This window comes from Sinorhizobium americanum, from assembly GCF_001651855.1.
GTDB classification, from domain to species: domain Bacteria; phylum Pseudomonadota; class Alphaproteobacteria; order Rhizobiales; family Rhizobiaceae; genus Sinorhizobium; species Sinorhizobium americanum.
On record NZ_LNQC01000076.1, the window covers coordinates 317786 to 340536 of the forward strand.

At 62.8% G+C, this 22751-nt stretch carries 20 protein-coding genes; 6 read left to right on the plus strand and 14 right to left on the minus strand.

Annotated elements, in window-relative coordinates; translation table 11 throughout:
• Positions 1-11: 11 nt before the first annotated feature.
• The 4 genes from ATC00_RS25565 to ATC00_RS25580 all read right to left on the minus strand — a co-directional run bounded on the left by ATC00_RS25565 (position 12) and on the right by ATC00_RS25580 (position 4392).
• The gene (locus ATC00_RS25565) at positions 12-1259 is read right to left on the minus strand and encodes a S41 family peptidase (protein WP_064254914.1); all 1248 of its coding nucleotides are present in this window, start codon (positions 1257-1259) and stop codon (positions 12-14) included.
• 114 nt (positions 1260-1373) lie between these two features.
• On the minus strand, positions 1374-2501 hold the full coding sequence (locus ATC00_RS25570; RefSeq protein ID WP_064254915.1) for a site-2 protease family protein: 1128 nt from the start codon (positions 2499-2501) through the stop codon (positions 1374-1376).
• A gap of 231 nt (positions 2502-2732) precedes the next feature.
• Entirely contained in the window at positions 2733-3035 is a 303-nt protein-coding gene (locus tag ATC00_RS25575) for a hypothetical protein (protein WP_064254916.1), read from the minus strand.
• 319 nt (positions 3036-3354) lie between these two features.
• The gene (locus tag ATC00_RS25580; protein WP_064254917.1) at positions 3355-4392 is read right to left on the minus strand and encodes a LacI family DNA-binding transcriptional regulator; all 1038 of its coding nucleotides are present in this window, start codon (positions 4390-4392) and stop codon (positions 3355-3357) included.
• Between the two features lie 172 nt (positions 4393-4564).
• On the opposite strand from ATC00_RS25580, the gene ATC00_RS25585 reads away from it, so the two are divergent.
• The 6 genes from ATC00_RS25585 to ATC00_RS25610 all read left to right on the plus strand — a co-directional run bounded on the left by ATC00_RS25585 (position 4565) and on the right by ATC00_RS25610 (position 10777).
• Positions 4565-5557, plus strand: a complete 993-nt coding sequence (locus ATC00_RS25585; RefSeq protein ID WP_064254918.1) for a Gfo/Idh/MocA family protein — start codon at positions 4565-4567, stop codon at positions 5555-5557.
• A 12-nt stretch (positions 5558-5569) separates the two neighbouring features.
• On the plus strand, positions 5570-6472 hold the full coding sequence (locus ATC00_RS25590) for a sugar phosphate isomerase/epimerase family protein (RefSeq protein ID WP_064254919.1): 903 nt from the start codon (positions 5570-5572) through the stop codon (positions 6470-6472).
• Between the two features lie 67 nt (positions 6473-6539).
• Positions 6540-7772, plus strand: a complete 1233-nt coding sequence (locus tag ATC00_RS25595) for an ABC transporter substrate-binding protein (RefSeq protein WP_064254920.1) — start codon at positions 6540-6542, stop codon at positions 7770-7772.
• A 130-nt stretch (positions 7773-7902) separates the two neighbouring features.
• Positions 7903-8805 (plus strand): carbohydrate ABC transporter permease, encoded by a 903-nt coding sequence (locus ATC00_RS25600; protein ID WP_064254921.1) that lies wholly within the window; start codon positions 7903-7905, stop codon positions 8803-8805.
• Positions 8802-9629 (plus strand): carbohydrate ABC transporter permease, encoded by an 828-nt coding sequence (locus ATC00_RS25605; protein WP_064254922.1) that lies wholly within the window; start codon positions 8802-8804, stop codon positions 9627-9629. The genes ATC00_RS25600 and ATC00_RS25605 overlap by 4 nt, the downstream gene beginning before the upstream one ends.
• Positions 9626-10777, plus strand: coding sequence for an ABC transporter ATP-binding protein (locus tag ATC00_RS25610; protein ID WP_064254923.1), 1152 nt, complete (start codon positions 9626-9628; stop codon positions 10775-10777). The genes ATC00_RS25605 and ATC00_RS25610 overlap by 4 nt, the downstream gene beginning before the upstream one ends.
• Positions 10778-10926: 149 nt before the next feature.
• Here ATC00_RS25610 and ATC00_RS25615 read toward each other — a convergent pair whose 3' ends face one another.
• From ATC00_RS25615 to ATC00_RS25660, 10 genes are all read right to left on the minus strand, one after another.
• Positions 10927-11670, minus strand: coding sequence for a FadR/GntR family transcriptional regulator (locus ATC00_RS25615; protein WP_064254924.1), 744 nt, complete (start codon positions 11668-11670; stop codon positions 10927-10929).
• 21 nt (positions 11671-11691) lie between these two features.
• Positions 11692-12660, minus strand: coding sequence for a galactofuranose ABC transporter, permease protein YjfF (gene yjfF / locus ATC00_RS25620; RefSeq protein WP_064254925.1), 969 nt, complete (start codon positions 12658-12660; stop codon positions 11692-11694).
• The gene (locus ATC00_RS25625; protein ID WP_064254926.1) at positions 12657-13682 is read right to left on the minus strand and encodes an ABC transporter permease; all 1026 of its coding nucleotides are present in this window, start codon (positions 13680-13682) and stop codon (positions 12657-12659) included. Before ATC00_RS25625 ends, yjfF begins: the two co-directional genes overlap by 4 nt.
• Complete coding sequence (gene ytfR, locus ATC00_RS25630) at positions 13679-15196, minus strand: galactofuranose ABC transporter, ATP-binding protein YtfR (protein WP_064254927.1); 1518 nt, start codon at positions 15194-15196, stop codon at positions 13679-13681. The genes ATC00_RS25625 and ytfR overlap by 4 nt, the downstream gene beginning before the upstream one ends.
• A gap of 155 nt (positions 15197-15351) precedes the next feature.
• The gene (ytfQ, locus tag ATC00_RS25635) at positions 15352-16314 is read right to left on the minus strand and encodes a galactofuranose ABC transporter, galactofuranose-binding protein YtfQ (protein WP_064254928.1); all 963 of its coding nucleotides are present in this window, start codon (positions 16312-16314) and stop codon (positions 15352-15354) included.
• 146 nt (positions 16315-16460) lie between these two features.
• Entirely contained in the window at positions 16461-17507 is a 1047-nt protein-coding gene (locus ATC00_RS25640; protein ID WP_064254929.1) for a glutathione synthase, read from the minus strand.
• Positions 17508-17516: 9 nt separating this feature from the next.
• Positions 17517-19412 carry a flavohemoglobin expression-modulating QEGLA motif protein gene (locus ATC00_RS25645; RefSeq protein ID WP_064254930.1) on the minus strand — a complete coding sequence of 632 codons (1896 nt, stop codon included), beginning with the start codon at positions 19410-19412 and terminating at the stop codon, positions 17517-17519.
• Entirely contained in the window at positions 19409-20236 is an 828-nt protein-coding gene (locus tag ATC00_RS25650) for an N-formylglutamate amidohydrolase (RefSeq protein WP_064254931.1), read from the minus strand. Before ATC00_RS25650 ends, ATC00_RS25645 begins: the two co-directional genes overlap by 4 nt.
• A 106-nt stretch (positions 20237-20342) precedes the next feature.
• A complete protein-coding gene (locus tag ATC00_RS25655) occupies positions 20343-20555 on the minus strand; it encodes a hypothetical protein (RefSeq protein WP_037425578.1) in 213 nt (70 codons plus the stop codon).
• A 145-nt stretch (positions 20556-20700) separates the two neighbouring features.
• Entirely contained in the window at positions 20701-22713 is a 2013-nt protein-coding gene (locus tag ATC00_RS25660) for an AI-2E family transporter (protein WP_064254969.1), read from the minus strand.
• Positions 22714-22751: the final 38 nt, after the last annotated feature.

A 22751-nucleotide genomic window follows, 5' to 3' on the forward strand; every position in this document is an offset into this window, starting at 1 on the left:
GGCCGGGCCGTTCAGCCCTTGGCGAGAATGCGCTGCATTTCCATCATGGCGGCGTCGAGTTGCGGATCGCGCCCCGCCGCATAGGGCAGGCTGAAGGGCACCGCTATGTCCGGTTCGACGCCGCGGCCTTCCAGCCGCAGACCTTCGTCGATGACCGCATCGGAGACCGCCACTTCCAGAAGGCTGTCGTCGGGAAGAAGAAAGGCCCGCCCTGCGAGCAGGGCACCGGCCGTGCGTGAGCCGACGAGCGGTATGCCATTCACCTTCAGGGCATGGGCGAAGAGTTCGAGGCCGCTTCTCGACCCTTCATCGATGATCGCCACCACCGGTCGCCGCCAGCGAACGGTTCCGAACATGTCCTTGCCGTCCCGCGAGATCAGCCGGAATGTCGGCACCCCGCCGACGAAAAGGCCCGCCGCATCCGGCGGGCCGCCGCCCCATCGACCGCGCAGGTCGACGATGACGCCGTCGGCGTCCTTGAGGCGACCGCCGGCGAGTTCACGGGCGACTATATCGAGACCGTCGCGGGTCGACAGGGTCCAGAGCCGCAGGTAGCCGATCCGCCGCCCCTCCCGTTCTGTGACCGCGATGCTCGTCTCTATCGCCTTTTCAAAGGTGCGCAGCGGCTGCAGCCGCTCGACGGCAACCGTTAGGGTGATTGGCAGTGCGTCGCGGTGCCGGCGCAGCCGGACGTCGACGGTTCGGCCGATCCTGTCGCGGAAGGATGCAATCTCGCGGTAAGGCAGGCCGTCCACGGAGAGGATCTCGTCGCCGAGCCTGATGCCTGCCCGGGCGGCGGGCGCCCCGTCATAGACATCGCTGACGAAGCGCTGTGCGCCTTCGAGGCGCGTGACCATGCCGATCCCGGCATAACGAACTTCGCCATCCGGCGGGAACAGGCGTTTGATGTCGTTGCGGATGGCGAAGCGGAATATGTCGGCCAGTTCGTAATAATCGATCCTGTCGGCGGTGAAGCGGCCGGTATGCGACACGCCGAGGCTGGCGAGTACGCTGTCGACCGCCGCATCAACGCGATCGTCCGAGCTCTTTGCGGTCAGTTTGCCGCGCTCATCCGTGACCTGGCGGCGGACCGCGGCATTGAAGCGGTCAAGCCCGGATGTGTCATAGAAATTGTCGACGACCAACTCGACGGCCCGGTCGAAAACGGGATGGCCGGAACGGGGCAGATCCAGCGCGAAACCGTGGCCGGGCACGAGCAAGAGCAGGAACGCGAAGAGCAGGGAGCGACACGTCTTCATCGTCGAGGAACCATGTTTCGGTCATGCCCAACACTATCCGCAAAGCAGCGGCCGGATCGAGACGCCTCTCAACAACATTCCGTGAAGCAAAAATGGTCCTAGCCGCCGCGAAGTTCAGCTTCGGCTCTCGGGATTGCCATGCCGCAAATGCCCGAAGCGGAAACGGCCGGCTGCGGCCGCGCGCACCATCATCATCTCGCCGATGGTCTCATGGGTCATCAGCCCTACCAGGCGGTCCATGCTGTCGACGACCGCGACGGCAGGGGAGCTCGCCTCCTGCATAAGTCGGAGGCTTTCGTCGAGGCGCTTGCGATGGTGGATCCTCGGCACGTTACGGCGCATTGCCAGAACGACGGGCGTTGTTGCGCCCTTTTCCTTCAATGTACGGATCATATCGTCCCGGGTGAGCAGGCCCTCGAAATGGCCGGAGGCATCGACGACGGGGAACTCGCGCTGCGTCGTCGCAAGCAGGGCTTCGATAGCCTCGTCGATGCTCGCCGTGCGGTCGAGCGTCGTGAATTCGGTAATCATCACGTCGCTCACCAGAACGCTGCCGGAAACCTCCCGGATCTGTGCGTTCTGTGCTTCCGCTGTCGCGGCCAGATAGACGAAGATTGCGATGAAGATCAGCAGCGGATTGTAGAACAGGCCGACGAAACCGAAAACGAAGGCGAGCCCCTGGCCGATCATCGCGGCGATCTGGGTGGCACGCGGCCAGCTCAAGCGCGAGGCAAGCGCGGCGCGCAGGACGCGGCCGCCATCCATCGGAAAAGCCGGGATCATGTTGAAAAGCACCAGAAACACATTCACCCCGGCGAGCCGCGCCAGAAAGCTCATATGCGGGTCCTCGATCCCGGCGATCTGCTCCATGCCGATCGAGGTCCTGAGCACAAGAATGAGGACGCCGGCGATCGCCACGTTGACGAGCGGGCCGGCGATCGCAATCACGAACTCCGCCCCGGGCTCTTCCGGCATGCGCTCGAGCCGGGCGACGCCGCCGATCGGAAGCAGCGTGATGTCCGGCGTCCTGATGCCAAAATGGCGCGCCGCGGCAATGTGCCCGAATTCGTGCAGCACGACGCAGCCGAAGACAGCCAAAACGAAGGCGATTCCTTCAAGCGCGGCCGGCGTACCGCCGATCCTGTAGTGCATCAGCCAGATCCAGACGAGCAGCAGCGCAAAGGTCACGTGCACGCGGAGCGCGGTGCCGGCAATCGTCCCAATCCTGAATGACCAAGCCATGCGCGATGCGCTCCTGCCGCCCGGGATCGACGGTTACTGAGTGTATGCTGCCAGCGGCGGCTTGGACATCGCCTTGATTGTCCACCGGGCGGCGGGGCAAACTCGAATGTACAATCAATGACCGGCAGGTTCGTTCCCTGCGGCTGCCGAAGCGTCGTTTCCGCGTGTGAGTGATCGCGATCGATCTCTGTCTGACGCCGCTTAGACGCGTGGATGCTCCTGGTTCCGGGCCTAATAGGCCCTCGCCGGGACAAAAAGACAGATCGTTCTTCCGCGGTCTTCGCCCGCCGCCGAGCACCAGTGATACTCGCCGTCCGGGGATATGCGCACTCTTCGGTCGGAATAGGGGAGGACTTCGCCGGTGGCGTTTATGATGTAGCCTTGCGGACGTTCGCTTACGGCCGTCTGGTTGACGTGACGGCAGTCGAAGTTCGAACAGCAGGAGTTCGGATATTTCCAGCCGCTGGGCGCGTCATGGGAGTAAGCAAAGGTGGTTGTAGACAATCCGACGAGCAAAAAGAAAATTCCGCGCATTGCGATCTCCTTCTCCAGCAGGATGTCGAGAGAACGCGTTACATTCGAAATCCGCTCTAACCACTTGAAATCGAATTTCTTTTATGGACTCTCGATCGAGCCCATGCGAAACATTGCGATCGACGAGGAACGGTCGCCAATTCTCCAACGAGAGACACGAGTCAGAACCGACAGCGTTCACTGATGCTTACAAACGGCGGGATCATCTAAATGATCCACATCAGCGCCGTACATTTCAAATCCGGCGAATTGACGTCTCGGCGATGCATTTGGTGCCAAGAGCCACCCTTGATTGTGACCGGGGCAGGCGGCCGCCCACTCAGGGCTGGTGGATGTGGAGGGCGTCGCTGGCGCCTTCGACAAGCTCCATCGGCCAGAGCTTGTTCGCTGTCCCATGCGGGTAATGCTCCCGGAAGACCGGCATGGTCGAGAGCAGCGTTTCGGCCAGGGCGACGCCGAGATCGCGCAGCGAAAGCCGGAAGCAGGTGAGGGAGGGCGAGAGGAATTGGGCATGCGGGCTGTAGCGTCCAATGACCGCGATATCGCGTCCGGGCTTCACGCCTGCCTCGGACAACGCCCGGTAAAAGCCGATGGCTATCGTTTCATTGATCAGCACGATGGCGGTCGGACGCTCATCGAGTGAGAGAAGCTCGCGGCCGACCTGGTATCCGCCGGCTTCGTTGGGGGTGGACCGAAAGATCAGCTCCTCCTCAAGCGCCAGGCCGTGCGAGGCCAGCGCCTCGCGGCAGCGCTCGACGAAGACGTAGCCGAGGTTGACGTCGTCATGCGGACGTGTGACGGCAATACGGCGATGGCCGCGCGCCACCAGCCGGTCGATGGAAGCCTGCGCCATCCCCTCGAAATCGAGATCAAGCCATGGCTGGCCGGCATCGGTTAGGGTTCGGCCAAGGGTGACGAAGGGAATATTGCGCTCCGACAGAAGCTCGACACGGGCATCGTGCCGTTGCGTCGCCGAGAGGATCACCCCGTCGGCAAAGCCGCGGGCGACCACCCGGCTGAGATAGTCGGCGGGATCCTCCTCAGATGAGCAGAGGAGCGCAACCAGATCGAGCTTGTGCCTGCCGAAAACCGCCTGCACGCCGTCGAAGACGCTCATGAAGAACGTGTCGCCCTGACCGGTGATCTCCGTGCCGGTCTGCATCATGAAGCCGATGATGTTGGTCGTGCCCTGGCGCAGGCTTCGCCCCGACTGGTTCGGCACATAGCCGAGCTCCTTGGCCGCCGCCAGCACCCGACGACGTGTCTCCTCGTTGACATCCGGGCGACCGTTCAGTGCTCGGGAAACTGTTCCAATCGATATGTCGAGATGCTGCGCAAGCCGCCGAATGCCCTTCATTGTCGGAGTGTTTCCTCCTCTGCCCGCTCGTCGTTCCCGATTCCCTATTGACATGTTTCGGAAACTCCGCATAGTTCCGTAAACGTTTACGGACGCCGAAACAAGGCGAAATCGTCATCGTTTGGGAGGAGAAACCGTGATCTTGCGCGCAGTTCTATGCGGGTGCGGAGCCATGGCCAGGGGCTGGGTGAGGGCGATCGCCGCCACTCCGGATCTCCGGTCGCAGATCCGGTTGGTCGGGCTTGTCGACGTCAAGCCGGAGGTCGCGACCGCGCTTGCCGCCGAGTTCGATCTCAAGGATGTCGTCATCGGCTCGGATCTTGACGCGGTTCTCGCCGAAACGAAGCCGGACATCCTCTTCGACGTCGTCGTACCTGCTGCGCGACGCGAAGTCGTCGCGACCGGCTTCCGCCACGGCTGCCACGTGCTCAGCGAGAAGCCGATGGCCACCTCGATCGAGGCCGGCCGTGAGTTAGTTCGGCTCGCCGACGAGGCAGGCAAGCTGCATGCGGTCGTGCAGAACCGCCGCTTCATCTCCGGCGTGCGCCGCATCCGCCGTTTCGTGGAAGAGGGCGCGCTTGGAGAACTGACCGGCATTCACTGCGACTTCTTCATCGGCGCGCATTTCGGCGGCTTTCGCGAAGAGATGGATCACGTGCTGCTTCTGGACATGGCGATCCACACTTTCGATGCGGCCCGCTTCATCGCCGACAAGAAGCCGATCGCCGTCTATTGCCATGAGGAGAACCCGCGCGGCTCCTGGTACCGTCACGGCGCGGCCGCTATGGCGATCTTCGAGCTCTCGGATAAGGTCACCTTCACCTATCGCGGCTCCTGGTGCGCCGAGGGCGCCAATACGAGCTGGGAGAGCGCGTGGCGTATCACCGGGACTCGCGGGACCCTGCTTTGGGATGGCGCCGAAAGCTTCCGTGCCCATACGGTTTCCGGCGGCGACGGCTTCCTGCGCGAACCGCTCCCGCTCGAAATCCCGGAGCCCGCCGACCCGCGGCAAACGCATGGGCATGCGAGCGTAATTGCCGATTTCGTCGCGGCCATCCGCAGCGGGCAAAAGCCGGAGACGGCAAGCGACGACAATATCAACAGCCTTGCCATGGTGTTCGCAGCGATCGAGAGCGCCCGCACCCGGCAGCGCGTGACAATCTGAGCGAGGCAATCGATGAGCAACCCAGCCAAGTCCATCCGCATCGGCACCATGGTCAGCGCCACCAAGGGCGGAGCAGCAAAACGCATTTCGGAGATCGCCGATCTCGGCTTCGAGAGCTTCGAGCCGTTCTTTTGGCAGACGACCAACGGGCAGAACCTCGCCGAACTCGGCAAGCGCTGCCGCGAGGCGATCGGCGACCGCGACATCACGATCTCGACGCTCGGCATGTTCGGCAATCCGCTCGAGGAGACCGACATCGACCTGCAGACGCTTGAGGGCTGGAAAGACTGCATCGACAACGCTCACCATTTCGGAGCGACCTGCGTCGCAGGCTTTACGGGGCGCATTCGCAATCGGCCGCTCACCGACAGCCTGCCGCGATACCGGAAGGTCTGGCGAGAGCTCGCCGCGCGAGCCGCCGACAAGGGCGTGAAGATCGCCTTCGAAAACTGCGCCATGGACGGCAACTGGGAGACGGGCGACTGGAACATCGCCCACAATCCCGACGCCTGGGAACTGATCTTCAACGAGACGCCGGACGATCACATCGGGCTCGAATGGGAGCCCTGTCACCAGATGGTTTACCTGATCGAGCCGCTGCCGCAGATCCGCAAATGGGCGAGCAAGATTTTCCACGTGCACGGCAAGGACGCGACGATCCGCTGGGACGTCATCCGCGAGCACGGCATTTTCGGCAAGGAGAAGTTCGTGTTCATGCGCACGCCGGGGTTCGGCGACAGCAATTGGACCGACATCATCTCCGAGCTCCGGCTCGCCGGCTGGTCCGGCTCGATCGACATCGAGGGCTGGCACGACCCGGTCTACCACGACGCGCTGGAGATGACCGGCCAGGTGCACGCGCTCAACTACCTGAAGACCTGCCGAGGAGGTGACTTCGTCGCCGATCCTGCCTGAGGCGAGACATACCCGACGGACGGCATGGAGGATGCCGGCCGCGGGCAACCATTGAGAGGAGGACTCCATGGGTATCAGCAGATATGCAATGTTGGGCGCGTTCGCCCTTGCCAGCCTTTCCTTGCCGGTCCTGTCGGCAAATGCGGAGGACGTGACGATCAGCGTCTGGTCGCTCGACAGGGACATCCAGCCGGCCCCGAACTTGATCAATGATTTCAACAAGCTCAATACGGGAATTAAAGTCGAATATCGGCAGATCCAGTTTGATGACGTCGTCAGCGAGGCGATGCGCGCCTATTCGACGGGCCAGGCACCGGACATCATCGCCGTCGACAATCCGGAGCACGCGCTGTTTTCCTCGCGCGGCGCCTTTCTCGATCTCAGTGACATGATCGCGAAGTCCACGGTGGTCAAGCCGGAGAACTACTTCCCGGGGCCGCTTGCCTCCGTAACGTGGGACCGCAAGTATTACGGTATCCCGAAGGCGACCAATACGATCGCGCTCTACTACAACAAGGACATGTTCAAGGCGAAGGGCCTCGATCCCGACAAGCCACCCCAGACCTGGGACGAACTGGTCGAGGCGGCGCGCAAGCTCACGGACCCGGCCGCGAATGTCTACGGCCTCGCCTTCTCCGCGAAGGCGAACGAGGAGGGAACCTTCCAGTTCCTGCCCTGGGCCCAGATGGCCGGCGGCGGCTATGACAACATCAATTCCGACGGCGCAGTGAAGGCGCTCGATACCTGGAAGACCATCCTCGACGAGAAACTTGCTTCCCCCGATACGCTTACACGCGGTCAATGGGATTCGACCGGTACGTTCAACTCCGGCAATGCGGCCATGGCGATTTCCGGTCCCTGGGAGCTTGACCGCATGATCAAGGAGGCGAAATTCGATTGGGGCGTGGCGCTGCTGCCGGTGCCGCAAGCGAGCGCCGAACGCTCCTCTGCCATGGGTGACTTCAACTGGGCGATCTTCTCGAGCACCAAGCATCCGGAAGAAGCTTTCAAGGTGCTGGAATACTTCGTCTCGCAGGATGACAGGATGTTCAAGGATTTCGGGCAGTTGCCGGCCCGTTCCGATATCGCCATTCCGCCGACCGGCGAACCGCTCAAGGACGCGGCGCTCAAGGTCTTCCTTGAACAGTTGAAATACGCCAAGCCGCGCGGTCCGCATCCTGAGTGGCCGAAGATCTCCAAGGCGATCCAGGACGCCATCCAGGCGGCCCTGACCGGCCAGATGAACTCCAAGGACGCACTCGATCAGGCGGCCGAAAAGATTAGGTCGGTTCTGGGCTGAGTAGCGCCCGCCGCTCCCACGGGCGGCGGCGCATTCGTCGGCGGGTCATTGGATCTGCCTCGAGTTTCCTCCCGAGAGAGGCGGTCTAGGACTTCGGCCGAGATCGCCTCCCGGGATGGGGGAAAAGCCAATGAAGAGAATACTAGCCAGTGTTACGGACGGAAAAGGCTTCGACATCGGCCTCGTTCTGCTGCCGCTCGCCTTCCTGTTCGTCATGTCCGGACTGCCGCTCGTCTACAACGTCGTGATGAGTTTTCAGGAAGTGGACATGTTTAGCCTGGGCACCTTCGCCCGGCCTTTCGTCGGCTTCAAGAATTACGTCGACCTGTTCGCGCAGCCCGAAACCCGGCCCATCCTCGTCAATACCGCGCTTTTCGTCAGCGCTTCGATCGCCGGCCAGTTCCTCATCGGCTTCGGCCTCGCCCTGTTCTTCTGGATGAATTTTCCGGGAGCGTCCTGGATGCGCGGCCTCTTTCTCGTCTCCTGGGTGATGCCCGGTCTGGTCGTCGGCGCTGTCTGGAACTGGATTCTCTCCGGCGATTTCGGCGTGCTCAACTTCTTCCTGCGGGAGATAGGCGTCATCGAGGGCAATATCTTCTGGCGCTCCGATCCGCATTATTCGCTCTGGGCGGTGATCATCGCCAATATCTGGCTCGGCACCTCCTTCAACATGATCCTGCTTTCGGTCGGTTTGTCGGGCATCCCCAAGGATCTCTTCGAAGCGGCCGAGCTAGATGGAGCGAACGCATTGCAGCGCTTCTTCACGATCACCCTGCCGATGATGCGTTCGACGATCGGCGCCATCATCGCGCTCGGCCTGATCTTCACTCTTCAGCAATTCGATCTCTTCGCAGGCATTACCTCGGGCGGGCCGAACAACTCCTCGAACGTCACGCAGTATTGGGCCTGGGACCTTTCATTCCGGCAGTACGATTTTGCCAAGGGGGCGACGATCTCTGTGATCATGATCGTCTTCGTGATGCTCGCTTCCATTGTCTATGTGCGCTCCACCCGCCACGAGGTCCGAGGATGAGCGATACCTTCCGCAATCGGCTGATGTTTGCCGTCGCGCTGGTGTTGGCAGCCATCTACCTCTTTCCGCTCTACTGGATGTACACCACTGCGCTGAAAACCGGTTCGGCCATGTTCGCAACACCGCCGAAATTCCTGCCGAGCGATCCCCAATGGAACATCTACGCGGACGTCTGGCAAAGCCGCAACATGGGGCGCTATCTGTGGAACTCGCTGGTCATCGCCTTCGGCGCCGTTTCGCTGATCGCGGTGCTCGGCGTCGGCTGCGCCTATGTGCTGGCGCGCTACCGCAATGTCTGGGTGGAAATCGGCCTGTTCCTGATCCTGATGCTCCAGGTGCTGCCCGCCTCGCTTATGGTGACGCCGATCTTTGTCGGCTTCTCGCAATTCGGCCTGCTCGACACGCCGCGGTTTGCCGTCATCCTGGCGATCGCTGCGAAAAGCATGCCCTTCTTCGTCGTGCTCGTCCGGGCGACGTTCATGAGTGTTCCGATGGAGCTCGAAGAGGCGGCGCTGGTCGACGGCAATTCGCGCATCGGCGCGTTCTTCAACATCGTCCTGCCGCTTGCCAGAAACGGCATCCTGGTCAGCGCCATCCTGATCTTCATGCAGGCGTTCGGCGAGTTCGTCTATTCGAAATCGATGATCCAGGCGGTGGAATTGCAGCCGGCGAGCGTCGGGCTCAACTCCTTCATGGGGCCGAACACCAATGAATGGAACAACATCATGGCCTATGCGACGATCTATGTGACGCCCATTCTGGCCGCCTTCGTCCTCTTGCAACGCCGCATCGTTTCCGGCCTCACCTCGGGAGCCCTCAAGTGACCCTCCAGATCGAGCTCAATGGCGTCAACAAATATTATGGTGCCTTCCATGCGCTGAAGGACATCAATCTCGCGATAGAGGAGGGCACCTTCGTCGCCCTCGTCGGCCCGTCCGGCTGCGGCAAGTCCACCCTGCTACGCTCGCTCGCCGGCCTCGAGAAGATCAGCACAGGCGAGATGAAGATCGCCGGCCAGCGGATGAACGACGTTCCGCCACGCAAGCGCGACGTCGCGATGGTGTTCCAGTCCTACGCGCTCTACCCGCACATGACGGTCGAGGAGAACCTCACCTACAGCCTGCGTATTCGCGGCGTGAAGAAGGCCGAAGCCCGCAAGGCGGCCGAAGAGGTGGCGGCGACGACGGGCCTTTCGCACCTGATGAAGCGCTACCCGCGGGAGCTGTCCGGGGGCCAGCGCCAGCGCGTGGCGATGAGCCGCGCCATCATCCGCCATCCGAAGGCTTTCCTGTTCGATGAGCCGCTTTCGAACCTCGACGCAGCCCTTCGCGTCCACATGCGCAAGGAGATCCGGGCACTGCACGACCGGCTCCACGCCACGTCCGTCTATGTGACGCACGACCAGATCGAGGCGATGACCATGGCCGACCACGTCGTTGTCATGCGCGATGGCGTCATCGAGCAGCAGGGGCGACCGCTCGATCTTTATGACAGGCCTGCCAACCGGTTCGTTGCCGGTTTCATAGGCTCGCCGGCGATGAACTTCATCCCGGCCATCGTCGGGGAGGGTGGGGCGGACGCAATCCTCGATTTCGGCAGGACGCGGGCGAGATTGTCGCTTGCCGCTCGCCTGGCGCCCGGCCTTTCAGTCACCGTCGGCATCCGCCCGGAGCATGTCAGGATCGTTGCAGCCGGCGAAGGGGCCTTCGACATACCGGTCGGCATCGTCGAATCGACCGGCTCGGCCACCTATGTCACCGCCGCGACGCAGCCCGAATTGACTGTGGTCGAGACCGGGCGCGGAGAGGTAAAGGGCGGCGACGTCATCGGGTTGGCTATCGATCCGCAGCAACTGCATCTTTTCGAAGTCGACACGGGGAAGCGGATCGAGGGCGAAGGCGGGCGCGCGAACCTCCGATTTTTGCCGCGCGCTGCCCCTCATCCCGCTGCCGCAACCTTCTCCCCGTTGTGACGGGGACAAGGGAAAGCCGCGCCGCCCGGTGTCCACAGCACCTTTTGAAGAGAGGGCGATTGTACGCGTGCCGCGAGTCTCCTTCGCCCAGCCTGCGGGGAGAAGGTGACCGGCAGGCGGGATGAGGGGCCACCAGCCATCTCTGGAATTTACTCCAGGCTATCCTGCGCCCTGAGGTCCAGGATCAGCCGTTCCTGGCCAATCCGGATGACGTGCTCCATGGCGATGCGTGCGCCTTCCTCGTTGCGGCGGCCGATTTCCTCGACGATGCGAATATGCGCCATGGCGACCCGGTCGATTTCGGCGTCATCGGCTGACGGGCTGGTGAGCCGGAAGACGCCGACCAGTGCGGCTTCAATCAGGCTCCCGACCGATCGCATGAAAGGATTGAGCGAGGCCTCCAGTAGCCGCAGGTGAAATTCGAGGTCTGCCTTCGCCAGTGTCCGGCCGCTGTGACCCGCATCCCCCATGGCCACGGCAAGCCGCATCATCCAGGCGATATCGGCATCCGTTGCGCGGCGGGCCGCCAAGCTTGCCGCATAGGGCTCGAGCGCAAGGCGCACCTCGCTGACATGGCGAAGGAACTCTTCGTCGACGCCGGCGCTGAAATGCCAGGTGAGCACGTCGCCGTCGAACAGGTTCCAGTTGGCCCGCGGCATGACGCGCGTGCCAATCCGCGCTCGGGCCACGACGAGGCCCTTGGCGGCCAGCGTCTTCATCGCTTCGCGCAGGACCGTGCGGGAGACGTTGAAGCGTGCCGCGAGTTCAGTGTCGCCGGGTAGCGTCTCGCCGACGGCGAAGTGACCGGAGATGATCGCCTGGCCAAGCTCGTCGACCACGAGCCGATGGCTGGTCCGCTTGCCCGGTTGGTGGCCGAAACCCGACGACGGCATTTCAGTCGGCCCTCCACCTCGTCATGCGTGCTGCCGCTCAGGGCGGGAGAGGCGGATGATCCCCTTTTGCAGAAGGATGAAGGCGAAGAGCAGCAGGCCGATCAGGATCTTGGTCCACCAGCTCGAAAGCGTACCGTCGAAGGTAATGTAGGTCTGGATGAGGCCCTGGATGAAGATGCCGACCAGCGTTCCGGCAACGAAACCGGAGCCGCCGGTCAACAGCGTTCCGCCGATGACGACCGCAGTGATGGCATCGAGTTCGACGCCGACGGCGGCAAGGGAATAGCCTGCCGAGGTGTAGAGCGAGAAGACGATGCCGGAGAGACCGGCTAGCAGCCCGGACAGCGCATAGATCCTGACGGTCGTGCTGGCGACCGGAACGCCCATGAGCTTGGCCGTCGCCGTGCCGCCGCCGAGCGCGTAGACATTGGTCCCGAAGCGGGTGCGGTGGGCAATGAGGATACCGACCGCGAAGACAAGCAGCATCAGGCCGCCGATCAGGGTGATCCGTCCGCCGCCCGGCAGCTTAAAGTAGAAGCTCTTCAGCGTCGCATAGAACGGGTGCTTGATCGGGATGGAATCAATGGACAGCACGAAGGCCATGCCGCGGGCGAGGAACATTCCGGCAAGGGTGACGATGAAGGCCGGCATTTCGAGATGATGGATGATCGCGCCCATCAGCGCCCCGAAGAGCGTCGTGATCGCGAGCACCAGGGCGAAAGCGGCAAGCGGGTGGATGCTGGTCTGTTCGAGCACAACCGCCAGGAAGACGCCGGTGAAGGCGATCACCGCGCCGACCGAGAGGTCGATGCCACCGGAGAGAATGACGAAGGTCATTCCGACGGCGGCAATGCCGAGGAAGGCGTTGTCGGTCAGCAGATTGCCGATCACCCGCGTCGAAAGCATGTTCGGGTATTGAGCGACACAGAGCGCGTAGCTCAGAAGGAAGATGAGGATTGTCGCCGTAAGCGGAAGATATTTCTGCTTCATTTTGCTTCTCGCTCGGTCGGTCTGCCGGCTGCGCGTGGCATGCTCACGAAGGTGAAGACGGCCCGGAAACGCGGCGACTGGAGCACCAGGATGAAGACGATGATCGCCGCCTTGATGATCAGGTTGAATTCCGGCGGGAAGCCAGACAGGAGGATACCGGTGTTGATCGCCTGGATGATGATCGCGCCGAGCACCGATGCGGCGATGCTGAAACGGCCGCCGAGCAGCGATGTCCCACCCACCACGACCGCGAGGATCGCGTCGAGCTCCAGCCAGAGCCCGGCATTGTTCGCGTCGGCCCCCTTGATGTCGGCGGCGGCGATGACGCCGGCGATCGCCGCGCATAGGCCGGAAAGAACATAAGCCGCGATCAGCAGCACCGGCGTGAAGACGCCCGAGAGCGTGCTCGCCTCCCTGTTGACGCCGACTGCTTCGACCAGCATGCCGAGCGCCGTCTGCCGGACGACGAGCGCGACGAGAATGCCAAAGACTAGCCAGATGACGACCGGCATCGGCAGGCCGAGGAAGGAGCCGCTACCGATGAAGATGAGGCCGGGATCGTTGAACGTGAGGATGGCGCCCTCGGTGATGAGCTGGGCAATGCCGCGTCCGGCGACCATCAGCACGAGGGTGGCGATGATCGGCTGGATATCGAGGACGGCGACCAGAATGCCGTTCCAAACCCCGCAGAGCACGCCGACGGCAAGGGTGACGAGCAGCGTTTCGGCCAGCGAATGGCCGGAGGTGATCAGCGAGGCGGAGACCGCGCCGCAGATCGCCATCACGGCGCCGACCGAGAGATCGATGCCCTTGGTGGCGATGACCACCGTCATGCCGATCGCCAGCAGCACCACGGGCGCGCCGCGATTGAGGATATCGATGAGGCTGCCGTAAAGTCGGCCATTCTGGATCTGCAGGTTGAGGAAACCTGGAAAAATGATTGAAATCGCAGCGATAATGATTGCCAGCGCGATCAATTGCGGCAGCAGCCTGCCAAGATAGGTCCGCACGGTCGATGTCACGATGCCTCCCGCTCGTTTGCCGCTGCGATCGCTTCGACGATCTGATGCGCTGAAATACGGTCTCCGCCGAGCTCGGCGACGTGACTGCGGTCGCGCAGCACCACGACACGCGAGCTATAGGCGACCAGCTCCTCGATTTCGGAGGAGATGACGATCAGCGACAGGCCTTTTTCGCGCAGGCTTTCGATCAGCCTGACGATCTCGGCATGCGCGCCGACATCGATGCCGCGCGTCGGTTCGTCGAGGATCAGGAATTCTGGTTCGGTCGCAAGCCAGCGGGCGAGGATCGCCTTTTGCTGGTTGCCGCCGGATAAGAGCTTGATCGGCTTCTCGCGGTCGGCGGTGCGGATATCGAGCGCCCGAATATACTGGTCGGCCAACCGGTTCTGTTCGGCGCGCGAGAGCGGCCGCGTCCAGCCGCGTCTTGCCTGCAGGGCGAGCACTATGTTTTCGCGCACCGACAGATCACCGACGATACCGGCCGTCTTGCGGTCTTCCGGGCAGAAACCGAACTTGTGGCGGATGGCCGCCCGCGGCGACGACAGATCGACCGTCTGGCCGTCGATCTCGGCGGTGCCGCTGTCGGCGCGGTGGGCGCCGAAAAGCACTTCGGCCGTCTCGGTGCGTCCCGAGCCGAGCAGGCCGGCGATGCCGACCACCTCGCCGGCCCGGACGTCGAGATCGAAAGGATTGATACGGCCGCGGCGGCCATAGTTCCGGAACCGGTAGCGCATCCGGCCCTCGGCGGTCTCGATGCGCGCAGCATGAATCTCGGCTGCGAGCTCACGGCCGATCATCATGGCGATCAGGTCGCGCCGGTTGAGCTCCGACGTCTCGCGGGTACCGACGAGATGACCGTTGCGCAGCACGGTGATGCGGTCGGAGATCTCGTAGACCTGCTCAAGGAAATGGGTGATGAAGATGATGCCGAGCCCGCGCGCCTTCAGGCGCCGGACGATGCGGAAGAGCATAGCGACCTCGTGCGCGTCGAGGCTCGCCGTTGGCTCGTCCAGGATCAGCACCTTGCCGGACAGATGGACTGCGCGGGCGATCGCCACGACCTGCTGGATCGCCACCGAATAGCTTGCGAGGTCGCGCGTCACGTCGAGGTCGAGCTCGTACTCGGCAAGCAGTTCGCGGGCCTTAAGGTTCATGGTGCGCGTGTCGACCATGCCGAAGCGGCGCGGCTGGCGGCCGAGAAAGAGGTTTTCGGCGACGCTCAGGTTCGGCAGGAGGTTGACCTCCTGGTAAACGGTGCCGATGCCGAGTCGTTGGGCGTCAAAGGTATCGCGGGGATCAATCTCTTCGCCATCGAGCAGGATGCTGCCGCCGTCCCGCCGATAGGCGCCGGTCAGGCACTTGATGAGCGTCGATTTGCCGGCACCGTTTTCACCGAGCAACGCATGAACCTCGCCGCGCCTGAGGTGAAAATCGACCTTGTCGAGAGCCTTCGTTCCGGGAAAGCCCTTCTCGATCCGGACGGCCGAGAGAATATTGTCGTTGCTGGTCTGCATGAAACTGTCTCTGCACTGGAAGACAGCGTAACGCCCGTTTCGGGACGTCACGCGCCATTCCTCGCCAAGGATCAGGCGTTCTTTCCGCGGAGACCGGTGAGGCGCCACGGAACATTGCGGCCCGCGCGAACGTAGCGCGCGGGCCGCAAGCGAGATCAGTAGCCGAGGCCCTTCTTTTCCTCATAGACCTTCATCGGGTCGTCGGCCTGGGTGTAGAGCTTCGATTCCGTCTGGATCCACTTCGCCGGTTCCTTGCCATCCTTCAGATAGGTGGCAAGCACGTCGAAGGCGGGGCCGGCCATGTTCGGCGTCAGCTCGACCGTGGCGTTTGCTTCGCCGGCGGCCATGGCCTGGAAGATGTCGGGCACGGCGTCGATCGAGACGACGAGGATGTCCTTGCCGGGCTTCAGGCCGGCCTCCTTGATCGCCTGGATGGCGCCGACGGCCATGTCGTCGTTATGGGCATAGAGCGCGCAGATGTTCTTGCCGCCGTCTTCAGCCTTCAGGAAGCTTTCCATCACTTCCTTGCCCTTCGTACGGGTGAAGTCACCGGTCTGGCTGCGGACGATCTTCAGATTGTCCTTTCCGGCGAGTGCCGCTTCGAAGCCCTTCTTGCGGTCGATGGCCGGCGAGGAGCCTGTCGTACCCTGGAGCTCGACGACGTTGCAGGACTTGCCCGCCACCGTATCGACGAGCCACTTGCCGGCGACATTGCCCTCGTGGACGAGATCGGAGGTCACCGCCGTCAGATAGAGTTCCTTCGGCGCGTCGACCGTGCGGTCGAGCAGTATCACCGGAATTTCCGCGTCCTTGGCTTCCTGCAGGACTTCGTCCCAACCGGTTGCGACCACCGGTGCGAGAAGGATGGCGTTGACGCCCTGGGCGATAAAGGAGCGGATCGCCTTGATCTGGTTTTCCTGCTTCTGCTGCGCATCCGCGAATTTCAGATCGATGCCGCGCTGTTCGGCCTGCTGCTTGGTCAGCGTGGTCTCGGCAGCGCGCCAGCCGGACTCCGATCCGATCTGGGAAAAGCCGACGACGAGATCGGCGGCAGATGCGCTGCCGAAAGTGCAGGCAGCAAGGATCGTTGCACTAGCAAGTGCCTTCACGAATTTCATGATTTCCTCCCAAAGAAAGCTGCTCTCCGTGCAGCTGTCGAGAAAAAATCATATAATATTACTTTTGTAAACTAACATTTCCGCACCTTCGGGTTCAATCCACCGAAATTCATCCCAAAATCGTGCGGGAGGGCTCTGGTACCTTGTTACAGTGTGGCCAGAGTGCGATTGGGGAGTGCGCCCTGATAGAGTTGCTGCAGCCGCACCTTCTCCTCCAACGCCACGATGATGTCCTCGCCGAAGTCCACCCCGTGAGCCGCTTCGATTTCGGGAAGTCCGCCAGGGGTAAAGACATTGGCCTCCAAGACCCGATCGCCGACGATATCGAGGCCGACCAGGAACATGCCGTCCTCGATCAGTTTGGGCCGCAACTTTTCGGCGATGGCGAGAATTTCCGGTGTGACGGTCGCCGGTTCGGCAGTGCCGCTGGCGTGCAGGTTCGAGCGGACATCGCCCTTTGCCGGTACGCGTCGGAAGGCGGCATAGACGCCTTTGCGCTCGAGCGGCCGCCCATTCATCAGGAAAAGCCGAATGTCGCCGCCGACCGCATCCGGAAGGTAGTTCTGCGCGATCAGATATCCGGTCCCGCTTGCCGCCTCGAAGATCTGGTTGAGATTGGCCTCGTCCTTGGATCGTATCTTGAACACATTCTTGCCCCCGGATCCCTGCAGCGGCTTCAGAATCACGCCGTCCGGGTGGTCGTCGATGAAGGCACGAATTTCCTCGATGCTCCTGGAGATCATCGTCGTCGGTCGCACCACCTCCGGGAAGCCCTGGAAGTAGAGCTTGTTCTGCGCCAGCGCCAGGCCATCCGGATCGTTGACGACGATTACGCCCCGGGCCGCGGCAAGCCGTCCGAAATTGGTCCCGACATAGACCGCCCAGGGGCGCCGGTCGGCGTCCTCGGAGGGGTCGTTTCTAAGGAAGAGCACCTGCACCTCGCTTATCTCCATGGTACTGACCTTTTCCTGCGCGCTTCTGAGGCTCGCGAGCAGAGTTTCCGGCTTCTTCGGTTTCGAACCGGTCAGGGTCGTCGCGCGGATGAGCAGGCTGTCGTCCGGGCGAAGTACGAAGTCTCCGGGCGTGACATAGCAAACCTCGTGGCCGCGCGAGAGCGCAGCCAGAGCCAGCGACGTCGTCGTATAAAACGTCGCCTCGCCCTCGATGGAGTTGACGAAAAAGGCGATGCGCATGGGCGTCTCCTAGCTGTCCAAGAGGTCGAGCGGGGACATTCCCGATCGCGCTCTCTCAAGTCGCGCCGGGGTTTGCGGATGGTCGATGAACATGGGACGCACCGCCGGGCCCCCTAGCAGTCCGCGGGCACTGAGCTCCTGCATGACCCTGAAATGCGAGGCCGCGATCTTTCCCATCCAGAAGGGTTCGAGAGCTCCGCCATCGGCCAAATGGTGAAGCAGTTGCAGGAGCCCTCGCAAATAGATGGCGTCCTTGACCAGGCCGCCGCCGCGGTAGACGCGCAACACCACGTTGAAGGCATCCGCCTCCGGCAGGCTGCGTTCTCGCGCGAGCAGCCGAAAAGTGTCCGGTAGCGACGCCCCGTCGAGCATGGCGCCACAGGCAACGACGCGCGCAGCGATCAGGCGTAGCCGTTCGCTGGTCATGCCGCCGGACAGATATTCTGCGAAGACCGCCAGCCCCTCCTGCATGCCCTCGTATCCGGCAAGACCCGAGCGAAACAGGCGCAGCCCCTGGGCGGAGCCGTTGAAATAGGTCAGGAGATGAACGCCGATCTCGTGGCTGAGGATCGCTTCGACGCGATCGATCGGCATCAGCGTGCTGCGCGAGATTAGCAATCGCCGGCCCGAGACGAGCAGGCCGGAGGGCAGGTCATCCCGCACTTCGACGCGCGCCTCGAAGTCGCTGCAGCGGCGCTGATATTCGGCGATCATTTCGCGCGCGCGTCTTTCGACGAAGTGGCAGTCCGCCGGTGCTCGGATCGCAGATGCGGAATGGCGGCACTTCTTTGCGCCACTGTCGCTGACGGCGAGGATAGCCTCGGCCACCCGCAGGAGCTCGGCCTCCACGGGGCCGTAAAGGGCCCGACCGAATTCGATGAACTTTGTCGTTTCCCGTGCGGAAAGGATCGAGAGTTGCAGATCAAGCTCCTGCTGCTTCTCCCGGTACAATTGATAGAGCACCGGATCCTCGAGGTGCTCGAAGGGGATGGAAAAGAGCTTCCGCTTGGCCGCTTCCACCTGCAGGGTCAACGGTCGATAGAGGAAGCGCGGCGCACGATCGAAACCGCTGGCAGCAAACTCGCTCCAGGCGGCCTCCGCGTTGATCGGCGTGACGGCAAGCAGGAAGTCGAAAGTCGAGGCCACCTCGTCGATGCAGCGGTCGGTGCGCACGACGGCGTCGACAAAGGCCTTCCGCCCCAGCGCGCGATGGGTGGAGGCGGTCAGGCTCCCCGTCGAAGTGGCGAAAGCCGCAAAGGCATGCAGGCCGGCATCGAAGATCGTTGCGATCAGACGCTCGCGCAGCTCCGGGTAGATGTTGCCCGACTCCTGCTGCCGATAGACCGGCGCAAAGCGCACGCGCATCAACGGAAAGGCCATGTCGAGCGCACCGGCCGCAGTTCGCCCGTCGGGCCAGTTGTGGACTTCGACTCGCGGTGTGCGGAACTTGACCTGGATCGCCTCGATGGCGGCGATGAAGGCACGTGCGGCTGCACGGATGGGGCCTGCTTTTTCCGCGGTAACTTCGATTGTGAAGGGCGGCAGAAACGGTTCCTTGTCGGTGAGCAACTCGTCAGAGGCAAGTTCCCCCATTTCGAGCACCATGAAGGCACCGAAGCGGCGCTCGAGAAGCGCCCCGACGGCCGAGACGATCAGTTCGGCGGTCGGGCCGTCTGGCGCGAGAAGATAGGAAGCGTTCGCCTGGGTGATTTCGCGCGCGACGGGAGCGTGGTCGACGTCCGAGATATGGACGCAGAGAAAGGGGAGGGGGCGATCGATATGAAGGCGGCCGCCGTCCGGCAGTTCCTTCCTCACCGCCTTGCCCGCTTCGATTGCCGCGAGCGCTTCGGTCAGCCAATCCGGCTGCCTCGATTTCACAGCGACGGGTGCGCTTGCCGACTTCATCGCTCCGCCTCCAAGGCTTCGGCGAGCACGGGCAGCGTCGAAGCGAGCAGTTGCCGGAGCGCGCCAAGCGTTTCGGCGAACGGTTCTCCGGTCCATTCCTCCATGAAGATCTTCTTGAACTCGACGGCAATGGCGCAGCCCGTCTGCGGGAACTGTTCGTGGATGAAGCGCGCCTGGTAGCCGCGGCCCTGAAAGGCGATGTTTTCCCGGACGTCGAGGCGGCCGCCGGGGAAGTCGAAGGACCGGACAGCTTCTACGAAGCGATCGACAACCGGGGCCCATTTTTTCCGGTCCATGGAAAAGGTGCCGATATTGACGTCCGGCGCTTCAGCCGCCAGCGTCGGCTTTGCCTGGCGGCCGGCGCGGCGGTGGTTGTAACTATGCACGTCGAGGACGACGAAGCGCCCGTGGCAGCGCTCGATGCCGCTGAGATAGGATTTCAGCATGGCGTAATATTCGTCGTGCATGGCCAGCGACGTTTCGGTGATTTCGCTCGGCAGTTCGCCCGTCCAGACGTTGAGACCCCAGGCCTGTTCCGGCCGCATGTAGATGGCGCCATCGCGCGGCCGGTTGAGATCGACCTCGAAACGAGACCGGTGAACGACGATCCGGTTCGGTACGTCGCGGACGATGAATTCGGTAAAGGGGTCCTCCTCGCGAAGGCGCTCCTCCTCGGTAAGCCCGCAGAGGCGCTTCGCGGCGTCGCGCATCGCATGACCGTTGTGGATGGCCGTCGCGACGACGGGCGACTGGCCGCGAAGCTGCGTCCACCATTCGCCGGCGCCAGCGAGCGTCAATTCGGTGACTTCCTGAGCGATGTTCATGTCCGTGGTTCCGCTGCCGCATCCACTAGCCGATGGATGCGGTTCTCCAGCTACAATCCCGAACGAAGTTTTTCGGTTCCAAGTGTTGGAGGAGGACCAGACTTCTTCACGCGCGATTGATCGTGGGCAAGAAGAGCTCTACTTCCCGCTGCCGCTCAGGGCTGAGCGTTTCCACATTGGTCTTCCAGAATGCCTCGGCCTCGTCCGGCTCTGGCTCCCAGTTCCGGATCGACGTCACGTTGTCGTCGATCACCACACGGCGGTGGCCGCCGAGGCGCAGATATTCGTCTGCCAGCTTGCGCGCATTCATCTGTTCCATGGCCTTGCTCCAGGTTCTTCCCGGTTCAGAACTCCAGCGCCGTCGGAACGTTCCCGGCCTTTGGACGCTCTCCGGATACAGCTATGAAGTTTATACGCTTTTTGCTCTGCGGATGCGAGTTTCTGCTCGCCTCGTCCGCGGGCCTCTATCCCGCATCCCGGTCGGCGAGAGCGGCTTGCTCCGCAGTCGAACCTCGCCGCCTGCGTGCCTGGTGGCGGCGGGCGATCTTTGCGCGTACGGCCTTCAATGGCCGCGCCACCTCCTCCGAAAGCGCCTCACGGACGGCGTCGGAGATCGCGGAGACAACGAAATCGGCCTGCAACTCTTCGACCAGTTCGGCGCTCGGCGCGCCGTCTTCCCGCCAGAGCACGATGCCGATGCGGGCGATCGGCGCGATGCGTTTCAGCCGGCGCACGATGAACTTGGCGTGGCGAAGTGACTCCTGATCGAGGAAGTTCACGAGGATTGCATTGCGCCCCTGGAAGGGAAGCGCCCGAATGGTCCCGGGCTTCAAGTCCTGATAGCTGGCGGAAGCGACGTCCGCCCCTTGGACGCGGATGACCTGGGCGAGCATCGCCGCCGTTACGTCGTCGAGTTCGCCGCGTCCCCCGATGCACAGCACGGATTTTCCGTCTCCGAGAGGCAAGTCATAGTCGTCGCCCTGATCGTCTCCTTCGCCGTTGTTTTCGCCAGCCTCATCCTCCTCGTCCTCTTCTTCCTCTTCGGCGGCGATTTCCTCGAGATTGGCGACGAGCGTGCGGGCGCTTTGGGCAATCTGAGCCACCTGCGGCTCGGACAAGGCGCCCCGGGTGCGGTCGTGCTCAGCGAGCAGCAGAGCGGGAATTGCGACCGTGTCGTAGAATTCGACGAGATATTTCTCCTCGAGCATTTCTTCGGCGTTGTCGGTCGCCTCGTCCGGATCGCCGGCCAGCAGTCGTTGATAGAGCCGTTCCTTGGGGTCCAGCACCGGCTCGTTGCCCAACAGGATTTCGAGGAACTCGAACTGCGGGACATGGCGGCCGAGCACGACAAGGCAAACCGTGAGCGGCGTCGACAGCACGAGGCCGACCGGCCCCCAGAGCCAAGCCCAGAAAATCGCCGCGACGATGATCGCGAGCGGCGAAAGGCCGGTCCGCGACCCGTAGAGCCAGGGCTCGACGACGTTGTTGCTTAGGAGTTCCAGGACAATGAAGAGAGCCGCCGTCCAGAACAGCAGGCTCCAACCCGGAGCGGCTGCGAAGGCGAGAAACAGCGGAAGGACAGCGGCGATGACGGGGCCGATATAGGGGACGAAACGCAGCACGATGGCGAGCATTCCCCAGAGGATCGCATTGGGTATGCCGAGCAGCCAGAGGCCGAGCGCCAGCGGTATCCCGTAGGTGATGTTCACCACCAGCTGCATGAGCAGATACTGGCCGACCCGCGCGGCGGCATCCTGCAGTGCCTCGGTCGTGCGGTGCAGATCGCCATAACCGACAAGCCGGATGAAGCGGTCGCGCAGGTCCTCCCTTTCGAAGAGCATGAAAATCACGACGACGATGACCAGACCGGTCGTGGCCAAAGGCCCGAGCAGGGGATTGATGATATTCCTGAGCGTTTCGATCGGGCGCTCAGGAGAAAATATCTCAACGAGAAGCGGTTTTTGCCCCGGTTCCGGTGCGGGGGATACGGGCGTTTCGGCCCTCGGCCGGCTGATTTCCGTGCTGATCCTTTCCACGACGCGGCTGATGCGTTCGAAGATGCGGCTTTCCGATCCCGCCTCCTTCAGAACCCTGATCTTCTCGATAATGTTGTACTGGTAGGTGGGGAGATTCTGCGCCACTTCGCTGACCTGCAGGGCCAGGATGACACTGAATGCGGAAAGGAACAGGAAGGCTGTCGCCACAGTACCGATAACCGCGACCGAGCGCGGCAAGCCGGCTCTTCTGAGCCGCGAAACCACGGGCGCCAGCGCAAACGTAAGCAGGATCGCGATCGCCAGCGGCAGAAACACTTCGCTGGCGAAATAGAGAACGGCCACCGTCGCCGCCGTCGCGGCAAGCGTTGGCAGCCGGGAAGGCTGCGCGATTGCAGCCGATCCCGGCGCGAGAGCGATCTGCAAAGTTCGGCTGGCGACTTTGACCGGATCCTGGTCGGCTCTCCGCGAAAACCTCAGCATCTTATCCCCCATGCCCGAAACCTTCAGACTGCCTTGTG

What these genes read in the sequence shown, in the direction of transcription:
- ATC00_RS25570 (WP_064254915.1), bottom strand. Translation starts at nt 2,501, where the DNA reads ATGGCTTGGTCATTCAGGATTGGGACGATTGCCGGCACCGCGCTCCGC.
- ytfR (WP_064254927.1), bottom strand. Translation starts at nt 15,196, where the DNA reads ATGCAGACCAGCAACGACAATATTCTCTCGGCCGTCCGGATCGAGAAG.
- ATC00_RS25615 (WP_064254924.1), bottom strand. Translation starts at nt 11,670, where the DNA reads ATGCCGTCGTCGGGTTTCGGCCACCAACCGGGCAAGCGGACCAGCCAT.
- ATC00_RS25660 (WP_064254969.1), bottom strand. Translation starts at nt 22,713, where the DNA reads ATGCTGAGGTTTTCGCGGAGAGCCGACCAGGATCCGGTCAAAGTCGCC.
- ytfQ (WP_064254928.1), bottom strand. Translation starts at nt 16,314, where the DNA reads ATGAAATTCGTGAAGGCACTTGCTAGTGCAACGATCCTTGCTGCCTGC.
- ATC00_RS25595 (WP_064254920.1), top strand. Translation starts at nt 6,540, where the DNA reads ATGGGTATCAGCAGATATGCAATGTTGGGCGCGTTCGCCCTTGCCAGC.
- ATC00_RS25655 (WP_037425578.1), bottom strand. Translation starts at nt 20,555, where the DNA reads ATGGAACAGATGAATGCGCGCAAGCTGGCAGACGAATATCTGCGCCTC.
- ATC00_RS25650 (WP_064254931.1), bottom strand. Translation starts at nt 20,236, where the DNA reads ATGAACATCGCTCAGGAAGTCACCGAATTGACGCTCGCTGGCGCCGGC.
- ATC00_RS25565 (WP_064254914.1), bottom strand. Translation starts at nt 1,259, where the DNA reads ATGAAGACGTGTCGCTCCCTGCTCTTCGCGTTCCTGCTCTTGCTCGTG.
- ATC00_RS25645 (WP_064254930.1), bottom strand. Translation starts at nt 19,412, where the DNA reads ATGAAGTCGGCAAGCGCACCCGTCGCTGTGAAATCGAGGCAGCCGGAT.
- ATC00_RS25590 (WP_064254919.1), top strand. Translation starts at nt 5,570, where the DNA reads ATGAGCAACCCAGCCAAGTCCATCCGCATCGGCACCATGGTCAGCGCC.
- ATC00_RS25640 (WP_064254929.1), bottom strand. Translation starts at nt 17,507, where the DNA reads ATGCGCATCGCCTTTTTCGTCAACTCCATCGAGGGCGAGGCGACGTTT.
- ATC00_RS25575 (WP_064254916.1), bottom strand. Translation starts at nt 3,035, where the DNA reads ATGCGCGGAATTTTCTTTTTGCTCGTCGGATTGTCTACAACCACCTTT.
- ATC00_RS25585 (WP_064254918.1), top strand. Translation starts at nt 4,565, where the DNA reads ATGGCCAGGGGCTGGGTGAGGGCGATCGCCGCCACTCCGGATCTCCGG.
- ATC00_RS25600 (WP_064254921.1), top strand. Translation starts at nt 7,903, where the DNA reads ATGAAGAGAATACTAGCCAGTGTTACGGACGGAAAAGGCTTCGACATC.
- ATC00_RS25580 (WP_064254917.1), bottom strand. Translation starts at nt 4,392, where the DNA reads ATGAAGGGCATTCGGCGGCTTGCGCAGCATCTCGACATATCGATTGGA.
- ATC00_RS25605 (WP_064254922.1), top strand. Translation starts at nt 8,802, where the DNA reads ATGAGCGATACCTTCCGCAATCGGCTGATGTTTGCCGTCGCGCTGGTG.
- yjfF (WP_064254925.1), bottom strand. Translation starts at nt 12,660, where the DNA reads ATGAAGCAGAAATATCTTCCGCTTACGGCGACAATCCTCATCTTCCTT.